The sequence below is a fragment of the Virgibacillus siamensis genome (genome assembly GCF_900162695.1).
In the GTDB taxonomy this organism is placed as follows: Bacteria; Bacillota; Bacilli; order Bacillales; family Amphibacillaceae; genus Lentibacillus; species Lentibacillus siamensis_A.
Map to the genome: position 1 here is coordinate 2,560,782 of NZ_FUIH01000007.1, position 14,949 is coordinate 2,575,730.

The 14,949-nt window shown below is 39.8% G+C and carries 10 protein-coding genes; 6 read left to right on the top strand and 4 right to left on the bottom strand.

Translation table 11 applies throughout. The features are described from left to right. Positions 1-41: 41 nt before the first annotated feature. Positions 42-1,598 (bottom strand): ABC transporter substrate-binding protein, encoded by a 1,557-nt coding sequence (locus B1K71_RS16260; protein WP_077328878.1) that lies wholly within the window; start codon positions 1,596-1,598, stop codon positions 42-44. Positions 1,599-1,869: 271 nt separating this feature from the next. Between B1K71_RS16260 and B1K71_RS16265 the strand changes: the two genes are divergently transcribed. Together B1K71_RS16265 and B1K71_RS16270 are read left to right on the top strand one after the other, a co-directional pair. Beyond that, positions 1,870-2,319, top strand: a complete 450-nt coding sequence (locus tag B1K71_RS16265) for an Lrp/AsnC family transcriptional regulator (RefSeq protein WP_077328880.1) — start codon at positions 1,870-1,872, stop codon at positions 2,317-2,319. A gap of 243 nt (positions 2,320-2,562) precedes the next feature. Next, the gene (locus tag B1K71_RS16270) at positions 2,563-3,000 is read left to right on the top strand and encodes a DUF2663 family protein (RefSeq protein WP_077328882.1); all 438 of its coding nucleotides are present in this window, start codon (positions 2,563-2,565) and stop codon (positions 2,998-3,000) included. Positions 3,001-3,172: 172 nt separating this feature from the next. Here the strand turns inward: B1K71_RS16270 and B1K71_RS16275 are convergent, their stop codons facing one another. Further along, the gene (locus B1K71_RS16275; RefSeq protein ID WP_077328884.1) at positions 3,173-4,354 is read right to left on the bottom strand and encodes a NupC/NupG family nucleoside CNT transporter; all 1,182 of its coding nucleotides are present in this window, start codon (positions 4,352-4,354) and stop codon (positions 3,173-3,175) included. A gap of 930 nt (positions 4,355-5,284) precedes the next feature. On the opposite strand from B1K71_RS16275, the gene B1K71_RS16280 reads away from it, so the two are divergent. The 4 genes from B1K71_RS16280 to B1K71_RS16295 all read left to right on the top strand — a co-directional run bounded on the left by B1K71_RS16280 (position 5,285) and on the right by B1K71_RS16295 (position 12,510). Further along, positions 5,285-7,459, top strand: coding sequence for a M6 family metalloprotease domain-containing protein (locus B1K71_RS16280; RefSeq protein WP_077328885.1), 2,175 nt, complete (start codon positions 5,285-5,287; stop codon positions 7,457-7,459). Between the two features lie 92 nt (positions 7,460-7,551). Then, the gene (locus B1K71_RS16285) at positions 7,552-9,672 is read left to right on the top strand and encodes a Xaa-Pro dipeptidyl-peptidase (RefSeq protein ID WP_077328887.1); all 2,121 of its coding nucleotides are present in this window, start codon (positions 7,552-7,554) and stop codon (positions 9,670-9,672) included. A 68-nt stretch (positions 9,673-9,740) separates the two neighbouring features. Then, positions 9,741-11,882 (top strand): Xaa-Pro dipeptidyl-peptidase, encoded by a 2,142-nt coding sequence (locus B1K71_RS16290; protein WP_139343391.1) that lies wholly within the window; start codon positions 9,741-9,743, stop codon positions 11,880-11,882. Between the two features lie 40 nt (positions 11,883-11,922). Further along, positions 11,923-12,510: a CalY family protein gene (locus B1K71_RS16295; protein WP_077328891.1), complete on the top strand. Its 588-nt coding sequence runs from the start codon at positions 11,923-11,925 to the stop codon at positions 12,508-12,510. 121 nt (positions 12,511-12,631) lie between these two features. Here B1K71_RS16295 and B1K71_RS16300 read toward each other — a convergent pair whose 3' ends face one another. After that, the gene (locus tag B1K71_RS16300; protein ID WP_077328892.1) at positions 12,632-13,156 is read right to left on the bottom strand and encodes a GNAT family N-acetyltransferase; all 525 of its coding nucleotides are present in this window, start codon (positions 13,154-13,156) and stop codon (positions 12,632-12,634) included. Positions 13,157-13,243: 87 nt separating this feature from the next. Further along, positions 13,244-14,887, bottom strand: a complete 1,644-nt coding sequence (locus B1K71_RS16305; protein ID WP_175631941.1) for an alpha-L-fucosidase — start codon at positions 14,885-14,887, stop codon at positions 13,244-13,246. Positions 14,888-14,949: the final 62 nt, after the last annotated feature.

A 14,949-nucleotide genomic window follows, 5' to 3' on the forward strand; every position in this document is an offset into this window, starting at 1 on the left:
CCAGGGTACCGCGGATAACGCGATACCCTGTAACTTTAGGATTATTTAAAACTTATCGTTTCGGTACGAATCATTCCATCCGGTACATGGTTGTAACCTTCAACATAATTTTTCATAGGTTTAATATTTTTTTCATGGAAGATAAAAACATATGGGACCTCCTCCCAAAGAATATGAGAAACTTTAGAATACAATTCTTTACGTTTTTCACGGTCAGATGTAGCACGTGCTTTGATTAATAATTCATCCACTTGAGAGTTTGAATAGCTCATCTCGTTGAGAGACCCATCCGTTGAGAACCAAGTAAACGTATTCCCATCAGGATCCACACGGCCGCTCCAACCTATTCTAAGTGCATCGTACTCATGATTCCGCATTTCTTCAAGCAGTGTTCCGAACTCGACCATTTCAATTTCAACTTTTATACCAATTTGACCTAGCATTGATTGCAACATCTGTCCGATTTGCTTTTCTTCAGGTTTTGGAGTGATTTTCAAAGTAAAATTAACGTTATTCAAACCAGACTCTGCAATCAGTTTTTTAGCTTCCCCAATATTAGCCTCGGGAACTTCCATGTCTTCAGGGTGCGCCCAGCTTGATGGCGGGAAAGGGCTGACGGCTGGTGTAACCCCATCATGGTACACAACCTCAGCAATTGCTTTCCGGTCAATGGCAATATTAATTGCCTGTCGTACTTTCTTATTGCTGAAAGGTTTTTTATCTGTATTCAACATTAAACCTTGGAACCCAAGTCCATCTTTAACAGATATGTTAAGATTTGAAGAATTTTTGACTTTATCCAGGTCCTTGAACGGAATCTGATTAACGATGTCAAGGTTTCCCGAAATCAAGTTCGTTACACGGGTATTTCCGTCGGGGTATGGCTTGTACACCACATTTTTAATTGCAGGTTTTTCTCTCCAATAATCATCAAAGAGTGCTAATTTAATATGATCCTGCTGAACCCGTTCAACAAACTTGTATGGGCCAGTTCCAACCGGATTATTAGAGAAACCTTTCCCTTTTTCCTTAACGGCAGTTGGTGAAACCATCATACCGGCACGATCGGTCAGGACTGATAAAAATGGTGCATACGGCTTCCTTAATTTAACCTTTACCGTATATTCATCAACAGCAATAACTTCTGTCACCAGGTTTATTTCAGATTTTCGAGGGGATGCAAGTTCAGGATTCAACATTCTTTCAAAGTTAAATTTAACGGCTTTGGCATTAAATGGCGTTCCATCATGAAATGTTACGCCTTTCTGTAATTTAAACGTATACGTTTTACTGTCTTCTGATACCTGCCACTTGTTTGCCAATTCGGGTACAATCTCTAAATCCTCATTTAAATCAACAAGTGTATTATAAAGACTTTGGAACACCTGCCTGTCAACAGCTGCGGAAGAACGGTGGGGGTCAAGTTGTGGTGGATCATCATCTAGGCCTATAGCCAATGTATCCTGATTTTTATTCTTTGATACAGGTTTTTCTGCATTAGTGCTACTTTCTGAACCTCCGTTACTTGAACTGCATCCAGCCAAAACAATAATTAGGACAAGAATATAAAAAAGGGAATACTTCCATAGTTTTCTCAAGATAAATCTACCTCCTTTTTTGAATGTGCTATAAATTATTAACAGTAATTTCTAGAACGCCTCCTTATAATTTTCAAATAATTGTTTAAGTTAGCAATTATAATATAAGATAAAAAAAAAGCTGTCAACAGCTTACTTACAAAAAGTGTGTTAAAATAGTAAATAAGTTTCATTTAAATTTAAAAAAATCAATATAACTTTACTATTGAAAGTCATTTAGCTTTTTTGCTATTTAGCTTTGAATTCACGAAATACAGATAAGGAGAATTGGATGGATTATGATAAGATAGACAAAAAAATCATCGAGGAACTAGTCGAAGATGGTAGAATTTCCTATGTGGAATTAGCTGGCAAAGTAGGATTATCACGTGTGGCAGTCAAAGACAGAATTAAAAGCCTTGTAGATAAGGGAATCATTGAAAAATTTACTGTATCCGTTAATTCAGAAAAAATTGGCAAGAAGGTATCTGCCTTTTTTGAAGTGGATGTAGAACCAAAACAATTGCAGGAGGTTGCACAAAACCTGGCGGACAATCTGCAAGTTGCAAGCATCTACCAAATGACCGGCCCAAGCACTCTACATATGCATGTTTTGGTAGAGGATTTTAAAAAGCTGGAAACTTTTATAAATAATGAACTTTACTCTGTTAAGGGCATCACAAGGGTGGAAAGTTCTGTTCTCCTAAAACGATTCAAAAGCAGAACAGGCTACAAATTGTAGTAGATTTAAAAGAAATTTAAAGTGTTGCTATAAGAGCCTAGCATTAACCCAAATATTACTAGTGGCATGGGCTAAATAACCCTGGCCATTTAGCCTAGGGTTTTTAATCCCCCTACATACAACATTAAACAATTAATTTCTTATAAAAACTGCATCCTTTTTACAATCTGTTTACGTAATAAATTGATCAAGCATGTCTATTTCTTTATAAAAACGCATAGAAATTTATATGAGGTGATCAATATGAAATCATGGGAAGATTATGTAACCAATGACACGTTAAACATGATCTGTAAACTTAAAGAAATCAATGAGAAAATCAATGAAAAACGTAATAAAATTACGCATTATTCAAAAATAGCTATGTGCTCAATAAGTGCCTTTTGTATTTATGCCCTTACCTATGTGTATTTTCAAGACAATATTTTGTTTGGAACCGCAAATTTTCTTTCCAATTTTTATCACCTTACCTGGATTGCATTCACAATACTTATATTCCTTAAGCTAAATAATGCCAATTCCGAGATAAGCAAATTAGAAAAAAAGCTTGAAAACTTGAGACAAGAGACTATAGATCATTTAAAAAACACTTGGTATATAAGTGAACACACAGATATTAGGGATCAAATTTCTGACTATATGAAAAATCAAGGTATAAACTTGAACTATAAAAGCCGTTGAAGTTATTGTGATTTAATATATTGGCAAAACATAGTTCCACTTACCCTTTTCTTAAAAAACAGTCTTAAATAAAATAGGAGAAGGCAATTCTTCACCTCTCCCGATTTTACAGCAAATATACAAATTCTTAACAAACAACACCCAAAAAGAAACAAGGCCCCCCTTGCTTCCCCTATATCATCACGCCCATAATCGTTCCGGAGATGATGGAAGCCAATGTTGCACCAAGTAATAATTTTAAAGCAAATGTTGCAACATGACCGCCTTGTTTTTCGCTGATGGATTTAATTGACCCTGAAACAATCCCTACTGTACCAAAGTTTGCGAAACTGACTAAGTACACAGAAACAATGGCGACTGTTTTATCTGATAGATTCGATGCTATCTCGCCGAAATTCAGCATGGCTACAAATTCATTCGTTACAAGCTTTGTGGCCATAATCCCCCCAGCTTGTACAGCCTCTGACCACGGAATTCCCATTAGAAAAGCAATCGGTGAAAAGATATAACCGAGCACTGTTTCAAAGGAAATACTAAACAAGCCCTGGAAAATGACATTAATACATTCCATCAACGAAATAAATCCTAGTAACATAGCCGCAACGGTTATTGCAATCTTAAAACCATCCATCACACTATCCCCGACCATTTGAAAGAAGGGAACCCTGGCTTTTTCCTCCATTTGGACCAGATCCTCTTTGTCATCTAAATCATAAGGGTTAATAATGTTGGCAACAATCAACGCACTAAAAATATTTAAAACGACAGCGGTTACAACATACATAGGCTCCAGCATGGTCATATAAGCGCCAATCATTGCTGCACTTACCGCACTCATTGCCGATGTACAAATCGTATAAAGTCTCTTTGGTGATAAAAATGGAATCTGTTTCTTAATAGTCAAGAATACTTCAGGTTGACCCAAAACAGCTGTAGATACTGCAAAATAACTTTCTAATTTTCCCATTTGGGTTATTTTACTTAAAATCAATCCAAGATATTTAATGATAATTGGTAATGCTTTTATATAATTCAGGATACCGATTAAAACGGAAATAAACACAAGCGGCATTAGCGCATTAAAGAAAAACACCGATGCACCTTCATTTACCATACCGCCAAATACAAAATCAATACCGGATTGCGCAATCTTCATCAATCTTTCGAAAAATTCACCTATACTTGTGATGACTGATAATCCGACACTCGTATTCATCATGAAGAAAACTAAAACGAGCTGTATACCCAACATTATAAAAATACGTTTATATTTAATATGTTTTCGGTCATTACTCACTAGAAATGCAATAAAAAAAGCCAACAATATCCCCGTTACCAAAAAAATGATATTCATCTGCTGCTCACCTCTTATGCTGATTGATTCATAGTTTTCCATCCGTTGTTCATTCCGTGCGTTACCGTTTTCATTTATGGTTGAAAGTTTTGAAACAAATGTTTATAATTCAAACACTTGTAATTATGCGCTTTCATCTTTTTCTTGTCAAGATGTGCGGGGACGGTTCTGCTTCCCCCGAATTCCTGCAACCGACTAGTAAAGCGGAAAAAGACAAATATACGCTTTCTATGGTATTAAACATGTCTTTTATATGCCGCTTTTGTTTAAAAAGTTCTTTCATAAATCAAAGTAATCATATAGCAATGGACTATTTTTACGTTTAAATACTATATGTAAAAAACCAAATTAGAGCAAAACTCCTATATAACACCAAATTCTGTGCAAACACCCTCCTTTTTTCCCCTTTTTACATAAAAATGCAAAAATAGGTTGAATTTGTCAAAAGGTATGATAAGGTTTTATTAATTTCAGATATTTTGTAGAAATCTATCGGACCGTCAAAAGATCAACAACAAGAAACACATTAAAATTGTTTTCCTGAATCGCATATTTCACATCACGCCAAGAGCTTAGAATCTGCGTCATTTGGTTGGATTACGACAGAACAAAAATGAATGAACGTGGACAAGCAGAAATAACCCCCTATGTTTCAACAACCAAATCCATCATTTGTGTATCCCACATCGAGACCTTACTGTAGTTAATATTCATCACACCTAATGTTTAAAAAACTAAATCCTGTACTGGAGGGAGGTCTGTTATATGTAAATTTCCGCCCAACACAGAGAATAACACCCCTGTCAAAGTAGTATGAATTCCTGCAAATACGGAAGATGGGTCTATTATTCTACCTAATTTTATTAATTCACCTTAGAATTACAATTTACGGAAAGCAACTAAAATTGTATTCATTAAGGAGGAATAGATTTGAAACCAGGAAAAAAGACGCTTATTTTTATCATTGCTTTATTAATGCTGAGCCTGCCTACAACTGTTTTGGCAGATCAATCAGGTCAGCCTGGGCTGCCTTCATTCCCGGAGCCATTGGACCCTCAATCATGGGAGCTGCCAGAGCATATGACTTGGAACGACTACCAGCCTATCCCCGGAATTGACTGGGAAAATGTTGATATTGAACCTGAAAGAAAACTTAAGGGTGCATTAATTCTTGTGGACTTCCCGGATCAACAATTTGTCTCAAGTCAGCCAAAGGGATCAGATTTAGCGGGTAACCCAACAACAGTTGGAGATATTCCACGGGATGAACTTGCGGAGTTTTGGGAGAAATATTTAAACAAACCGCAATCTATGAATCACAATCAAACGATTAATAGTTTCTGGAAGGAAAATTCGTACGGTCAGTGGGAAATAGAACTTGACGCCTACGGACCCTATCGAGTGGATCATAATGAATTCCAATACGGTCTTAACGAGTTCGGTCAGCGGGAAAATATGCCCCCGGGATTGAGTGGTAAAAGGCTGACTCCGGAAGCATTGGCTGCAGCCGAGGATGACCTCGGAGCATCCGGGGAGGAGTACGATTTCAAATTCATCTTACATGCCGGTTATGATGAGTCAGGAGTATGGCAAGAATTCGGTGAAATGAAATTCCTCAATCCTGAGGCGGTAACCGATCCATTTGGCCCACCTGTTGAAGGTATACCGAATTCCGCTACAACCCGATACGTACCATGGACGTCATGGTGGGCTGCCAGCAGCATTTGGTCACACGCCGGCGGTGGAGCCTCCGTTCAAGGGGAAAATGACGGTATGGGAACGTTCGCCCACGAATTTGGCCATTTAAAAGGGCTAGGAGACAACTATAATAACCCTTATGGCACCCCTGTCAAACGCAGCTATACCGGTCCTTGGGAAACCATGAGCCGCGGCAGCTTTAATGGTCCAGGCGGGCCGCATACACGCTGGATGATCCCAGCAAGTTTGGGTAGTTCTGTTCCAGCACACCACATGTTACGGAATAAAATTAAACAGGGCTTTATCACAGAAGACCAGTACCTGAAAGTGGATTCCGACGAGCTGGCTGAGACTGGTCCTATATTTGCCAACATTATTGCAAGGGAAGTACCGATAGGCGACGAATTTGGACGTACCGGATTATACGGTATCAGTGTAGGTATCGATGATGACCATTACAGTAACTATACGGTTGAGGTGGTTGACCGGGTAGGGGCTGATTCCTTCATCCCGGATTCGGGTGTACTCCTGGCAAAAACAAGAATGGAAGATGATAGACCGCCGTACATCTATGCAGTCGATTCTCATCCTAAAGATATTAATCAGGTAGACTTCACAAGACCTGATGGTACAAAAGCTATGTATTCTAAAGGAGATTACCGGCAATTATCAGATGCATTATTCCATGCCGGTACCGGGGACGGGGTTGTCAATGAATATAAGGACGAAGATCATGGTCTTCACTTCTATATCTTGGAGGAAAATCGTAATGATGAAGGTATTCTCTCCTATCGTATGGCTGTACGCAGCTTAAATGGTTCGGGGTCATTTAAGCGTGGTGTGGACGTGTCTGGCAGCAAAGTCGAAAGAGCTGCACCAGGACGTGTTGCTGCCTATGATTTCAGTGTCACCAACACCGGCGAAAAAACAGACCTAATCCGAATTCAAGCTAAAACAAAAGCTGGCTGGGAAACCCAAACAATGCATAACGTTATCGAAGTAAAGGCTGGTGAAACGAAGAAGGTCCCTGTGTATGTGGAAATTCCGGAAAACAAACAATCACCAACAAAGCTAACGTTTACAGCGACATCGGAAACAAATCCCGATAAAAAGGCTGCCGCAACAAATGTCTTACTTAACAATATTAGTGCAAAGGGCATGAAACAACTGGTTAACATATTCCACGAAGACAAAGAATTTAGCAGCGACAAAGCTGCCCGTGCACTAAAGATTCACTTAACTGCAGTAGAACAATTTGAAAAACAAGAAGCCGCCGAAAAAGTTGTCAAACATATGCAGGGATTCAACCTTTTACTGGAACATCAGACAGAGAATGAATTGATTTCTGATAAGGCAGCAAATGCTCTGCAATTCTATGCTGATTATGTAATAAGTCAGTGGTCATAGTTTCAGAGACTTGATGGCTGAATAACCTCCTGTGACACGCACGCATCCCCATGTCACAGGAGGTTCACTAAAATTGAAAAGGAGGAAATCGTTTGAAAGAAAAACATTTAATGTTGGTTGTCACCCTTATCATGACATTTTTGATTTTAATGGGTTCGACAGTGTCAACAACTTCCGCAATGTCAAAAGACACAAAAGAGAAAGTGAAACTTAACGGGCTTATCCCTTCAACAGCATCAGATTCGGCAGAAATTAACGTTAAAAACGGTATGACCCAACCAATTTACTCCACTGATAATGCCATCATAGAAAATCTTCATGTTAAAACGCAGACGGACAGTGATCGTGATGGTGAAAATGACCTTGTCTCAATTAAGGTTATGCGCCCGAAAACAGATCCCGGAATTAAAGTCCCTGTCATATATCAAATGAGTCCGTACCGTTCGGGGTTAAAAAGTGTTCCCTACCATGATGTGGATGTTGAACTTACCCCTGCAGCTAAACAAAAGAAAGTTCCCATTGGATTGCCTTTTTCCTTAATGAAAGGAAAAACGGCAAACCTAGGCTATCTGGGAAATTATTATGTACCACGGGGTTACGCTGTAATTTTGGGTGAAAGTATTGGGACAGGAAAATCAGATGGTTGTCCAACTGTGGGCGATCGAAAGGAAATACTAGGCACAAAAGCAGTCATCGACTGGTTAAACGGACGTACGAAGGCCTTCACGGAAGATGGTCAAGGGGTAGCAGCAGATTGGTCGACAGGTAATGTCGGTATGGTCGGTGTTTCGTATAATGGCACATTGCCGAATGGTGTGGCAACAACTGGTGTTGAGGGGCTAAAGACCATTATACCCACTTCGGCAATCAGCAGTTGGTACGATTACTACCGGGCAAATGGTGCAGTTGTTGCTCCCGGCGGATATCAAGGAGAAGATGCGGACATTTTAGCTAAAGCCGTTTTAACACGGGAAAACCCTGAGGAATGTGAAGCGGTTATAGATGAAATAGAGCAGAATCAGGCTCGGAATACAGGTGATTACAATGATTTCTGGGATAAACGAAACTACGTAAAAGACGTTGAAAATATTAATGCAAGCGTTTTTGTTGTACACGGGCTTAATGATTGGAACGTTAAAACGAAGCAATTCGCACAATGGTGGAAAGCGCTGGTTGATAATGACGTACCAAGGAAAATGTGGCTGCATCAAGGTGGACACGGAGGAACCAGCGAAAATAATTACAAGAAAACGGAAAACAGGTGGTTTGATTACTGGTTGTATGGTATTGAGAATGGCATTATGGATGAGCCCAAGATTGACATTGAGCGTGAGAACGGTACATGGCATCAAGAGGTTAACTGGCCCAATAATGATGCAATCTCAGCCAAGTTTCATTTAAAACCTGGCTACAACAATCCAGCAGGAACACTTGGCCTGAATTCCACTCAAAACCATGACAACTATACTCAAAACTTGGTCGATGCTCCTCAGAAAAAAGCAAGCAAACTAATTTCGCAACCAATGGAACATAACCCGAACCGATTAGTCTATCTTACACCAAAACTGACAAAGAAAGTTCGGATTAGCGGGACACCAAAAATAAGTATACGAGCAAGTATTGATCATAAAGTCGCTAATCTAACCGCCCTGCTTGTGGACTACGGAGGAAAAGAGCCCAAAATCGTTACACGTGGTTGGATGGATCCGCAAAATTTGTTTTCAGACAAACATCCAATATCAATCGTCCCAGGCAAGCAATACAAATTTGAATGGGACATGCAGCCTGACGATTATGTATTTCAGCCGGGGCATCGACTGGGAATTGTACTAATTGCCAGTGACTATGATTATACAATTCGGCCGCCAGCGGGGACTGAAATCACCGTTAACCTTGATCAAAGCAGTATTTCATTACCAATAATTGACGGAAAAGAAGGATTAACATTTATAAATGCATCTGATATGAAAAAACATGTTAACAAGCTTATGAAAAACGGGGAATTCAAAAGTGATAAGGCTGCACATGCATTAAAAATTCATTTAACCATAGTACATCAATTCGAAAAGATGGAAGCAAAACGAAAAGTTGTTAAACACATGAAAGGTTTTAAGCTTTTACTTGAACATCAGCTGCAAAATGGTTTGATTTCTGGTGATGGCTATGAAACTTTGAAAGATGATGTTGATTCCCTGTTTAGAAAGTGGCGATAGTTTTATAGGCAATATGCTTATAATTTCTTAAATTAATTAAGCGTATGGAGGTTTTTCAGTTGAAAAGAATGTTTGTTGGATTGGCAATTTTTATGATGCTATTTTCTACGATCAATAGTTTCGAAGTGTCAGCTGAATCTTTGGATAAACAAAACAAACCAAGTAAACGCACATCCATTTCTCATATCCTTAGCGGAAAGACACAGCCGGTATATTCCTATAAAGATGCAATACGGGAAACTGTGTATGTCAAATCCTCACTCGATGCCGACCATGACGGAAAGTCGGACAAAATTGCAATTGATATCATCCGCCCCAAGGCAACTGCTTCAGGCCTTGATGTGCCGGTTATAATGGATGCAAGCCCTTACTATGAAAGAATAGGAAGAGGAAATGAATCTGAAATAAAAGACCCCAATCAAGACGGGAAAAACGAGAAATTCCCACTCTTTTATGACAACTATTTTGTCCCTAGGGGTTATGCCATTGTTCAAGTAGACATGGTTGGCACCAACAATTCCGACGGCTGTCCAACTACAGGTGGTTATGAAGAAATAACGAGCGTAAAAACGGTCATAGATTGGCTGAATGGCCGTACATCAGCCTGGGATTCAGAAGGAAACAATATCAGTGCTGATTGGACAAACGGAAAAGTTGGCATGATCGGTAAGTCGTACGATGGCACCCTTGCAAATGGAGTAGCTGCCACTGGCGTTGAGGGGCTGGAGACAATTGTTCCAATCGCTGCGATTAGCAGTTGGTATGACTATTATCGCTATGGCGGAATTCCCTACTATAAGGGAGGACCTGCAGGACTTGCCAATGCAGTGGTGGCATCTGACCATCGCTTTGAATGCAAACCAGTTCGTGAACAGCTTACCTTGGAATCCGATGACCAAACAGGGAATTATAATGATTTCTGGGAGGAACGCGACTATACGAAGGATGCAGAAAAGGTGTCCGCCAGTGTTTTTGTCATTCACGGTATAAATGACTACAACGTAAAAACAAACCATTTCGCCCAATGGTGGGAAGAACTCAAAAAACACAACGTTCCCCGAAAATTATGGCTGTCAAGAACCGGGCATGTTGATCCATTTGATTTTAGACGGGAAGAATGGGTAGATACCTTGCACCAATGGTTTGACTACTGGCTTATGGGAATTAACAACGGGATTATGGAGGAACCGATGGTAGATATCCAACGTTCCGCAAATGAATGGCAGACTCAATCATCATGGCCGGGTGAGGAAACAAATAAGGTAACTGTACGGCTGGCACCATCTGCCGGAAATGCCCCTGGCACACTTACGAAAGGCCCTGTGAAAGGACGGCATAGTCAATCCTTTGTTGATAATCCCGAACAGACAGAAAAACAAATGGTAACGAATCCATTGAGCGTCAAGGAAAACCGTCTCATCTATTTGTCACCAAAGCTGGAAGAATCCGTTCGCATTAGCGGTACTCCAAAGATTAATATTCGTGCAAAGGTAGGTGCAGAAGATACGAATCTTACCGCACTAATTGTTGATTATGGTTCAGCTGAACGGGTTAATTATGAGAACAATGGCGGCATTCGCACTTTAAATACAGAAAGCTGCTGGGGAAAAAGCATCCTTCTTGATGATGCATGCTATAAGCAGACAAAATTGCTAACTGCTACAAAGCCATATGAAATTGTCACCCGCAGTTGGTTCGACGCCCAAAACTGGAAATCACTTTATGAAGACAATCCCCTAAGACCCGGACAGAACTATTGGTTTCAATGGGAAGCATTGCCAGTAGACTATGTATTTGAACGTGGTCACCGAATTGGTATCGTTCTGGCCGGCAGTGATGATCAATGGACTATCCCCGAGAAAAACCGTGCTGAGATTGAAGTAGCCCTTGGTCAAAGTTCGATTGAACTGCCAATTGTCGGCGGGGATGCAGCATTGAAATTAATAAGTGCAAAAAATATGAAAAAAATTGTTAAACACCTTGTGGAAAAGGATGAAATCAACAGCAACCGTGCTCATGCATTAAACATTCATTTAACAACCGTGGAACGTTTTGAAACGCAAGAGGCTGATGAAAAAGTCGTCAAACACATGAAAGGGTTTAATCGATTACTTAAACACCAACTGCAAAGTGAGTTTATTTCCGAAAAAGCATATAACACCCTAAAAAATAAATCTAACGCCCTGATTAGGGAATGGCAAGATTCTTAACATCTGCATTACAGAAAATTATTATAGGGAGGAATTTTTAATGGGAATTAAAAAACAATTAGGCATTGGGGTTATATCTGCCGCAATTGGTTTATCTATGGTAGGGGGAGGCACGTATGCATATTTCAGTGACAGTGTAGTTACTACCAATACATTCGCAGCGGGTACATTGGATTTGACTGCTAACCCAACAGCACTTATCAATGTGGATAATATCCAACCGGGTGACCAAATGATCCGTACTTTTGAACTCCAAAACAATGGTTCTCTGGATATCCGTAAAGTACTGTTGGAAACAAATTATACGGTCATTGATGCCAAAGGTGATAACACGGAGGACTTTGGAAAGTATATCGAGGTAGAATTCCTGTATAACGCTGATAAGTTAGATGAAGTCATTTACAAAACGACATTGGCTGAACTGCAAGATATGGAACCTGAGGCAGTGAATAAACATATTTTCTATCCGCAATTCGGCGAAAAAGGATTAGCTGCTGGTTCAGTCGATGACTTAGCTGTTAAATTTAACTTTATCGACAATGGAGAAGAACAAAATCAATTTCAGGGAGACTCCTTGAATCTTCAATGGACTTTTAATGCCACACAGGAATCAGGTGCGGAAAAGTAACTAAGATTTAATAAGAGGAGAGACTGTCATGTCTCTCCCCTTTTAAGAATAATGGTTGGAATAAGTCCTGATTAGCACGACAACCATTTAATCATTTTAAGCAACAGTACCACTTAAACCTTTAACCCAAATGTTTCCAGATTTTCCGGTCTTTATCTGTTTTAATTACAGGATACCAACCTAGTTCCTTGTATAAGTGAATAGCCGCTTTACTGGATGCTTGTGTCTTAAGATAAGCAGACTGATGATTTTCTTTTAAAATGTCCATTGCCTTAATAATAAGTGGACGCCCTAATTTCCTGCCTTGATAATCAGGTATAATCTCAATCCAATGTAATCTTCCAATAGTGTTGTTAGTCCACTTCCCAAACCAAGCGGTTGCAGTTCCTACTGTATTTCCATCAACTGTTTCTATAAAAATAATCCTTCTTTTAGCTTCAGTTATATGTGGCAAAAGCTCTTTATTAAAGCGCTCTATTGCCCTTCGTTCACTTGAAAATTCCTTCGTTTCCGTCATAATCTTAGCCCACTTCTTGTCATCATCTTTATGACTGAACCGTCTAAAATGGTAGCCACTTGGAAGTATGGGGGTAAAATTGTAATCCAAATTATGCATCATATATAACGGTGTCGTTGTATTATTCATATCTTACCTCCATGTAGTTAAAAGAGGGGTTTCCTCATAACCATAAAATAACCCCAGATACTCCCAGGAATTATGCCACATCCACCATCACATCCCCACAACAATTTGTTCAACCTCAACACCCAAATCCTGATCACTATATACCGGGTCTGCCAAAGTGATGGACAATGGAACAATTTCAAATGCCGGAACAGTAAAATTTCCAACCATACCCCCCAGTAATTCCCTGCCTGTAACAATCTTCACTTGTTCACCGAGTTGAATGTGATATTGATACTCCAAGTTAGCAGTGCCCTGAAATTCAATGGATACTTCCTGTTCGTATTCAGCTGCTAAAAAAGCTGTTAGTTTAACAGTCGACAACTTCATGCTCGTATAATTACCTTCATCACAGTAGCTATGGGCAAAAGACACATTGTCAGGTGAAATTGTCCATATTCCTTCTTGAGGTGCAATCACATTATCTGGAATAATGCGGACCTCTTCACGAAGTTTTACGTTGAGAACAGGCACAATTGACTCCTGAAATTGTTTTGGCACGTATATAATTAAATCGTTGGAATTTCGCTCCCACTTCAATTCCTGGCTTGTGTTGTCTTCGGTTATTTCCAATACAGGTGATGCCAACCAGGGAAGCGTAATGGTACCTCCCGCGAATTTACCCGTTAAATATAGATATAACTCATTTTTACCGGCCATGACGTGTCCCCAGCTCTGAACAGGAAATTTAGTCGGCACATTCCCATTAATAATGCCTGGATGCCGCTTTATCCATGCGCCAATTGCACGCAGAATATCTTCCTCATATTCAACGATCGAGCCATCCCCGCGCGGACCAATATTAAGCAGGTAGTTGCCGCCTTTAGCACGCACTTTAACAAGATCTTGAATAAGCATGTTCAATTTAATTGAAAAAGCATCCCGTTGCTGCCAGCTGCGATACCCCCATGTTGAATGATTAATGGACGCAGGAGTTTGCCAAACCGTATCAATGTCCTCTGTCGGAATTTCGTTATCACTGAGTGTGCGGAAATCCCCTGCATTATTCCAAACTCTGCTGTTAATCATTATTTCCGGCTGATATTCATGAACCAGCGAGACCAAGGCATTACTTTGATCCAATGTTGGTGCTCCCATATCAAACCATAGTTCAACAATGGAACCGTAATTCGATAACAATTCCTTTAATTGTTCTTTAATAATAACCTCAAGTGATGCTGGAATAGAATTGCCATTATCTTTATCGAATTCATGCCCTTGATCCCAGTCCACCAGGGAATAGTAAAGACCCAGCTTCAAACCCTGTTTTTGACATTCATCGGCTAACAAAGACAACGCATCTTTACCGAATGGCGTTGCTTCGGCAATGTTATAGTTTGTCGTCTTTGTATCAAACATACAAAAACCATCATGATGTTTTGTTGTAAAAACAATATACTTCATGCCAGCATCCTTTGCCAGTTGACAAATAACTTGAGGATCAAACTTTTCCGCGGAAAATTGTTTTGCCACCCTTAAATAATCTTCCTTGGAAATACCCTGCCACATTTGGATTTGCTCACTGTATCCTTCTACTACAGGCTGATTATCCCATACGCCGCCAATCTTTGAATAAATTCCCCAATGAATAAATAACCCGTACGCAAGTTTCTGCCAATTAGCAACACGGTCATCTGATCTCCATCCATTTTTACCCGGAATACCCATCATGTCACTTTCTTTCTCACTCAACATAATATTACACCTCAAATCCTTTCCGGAAGCAGGAGAACCGTCCCCACGCTTTCCCTACG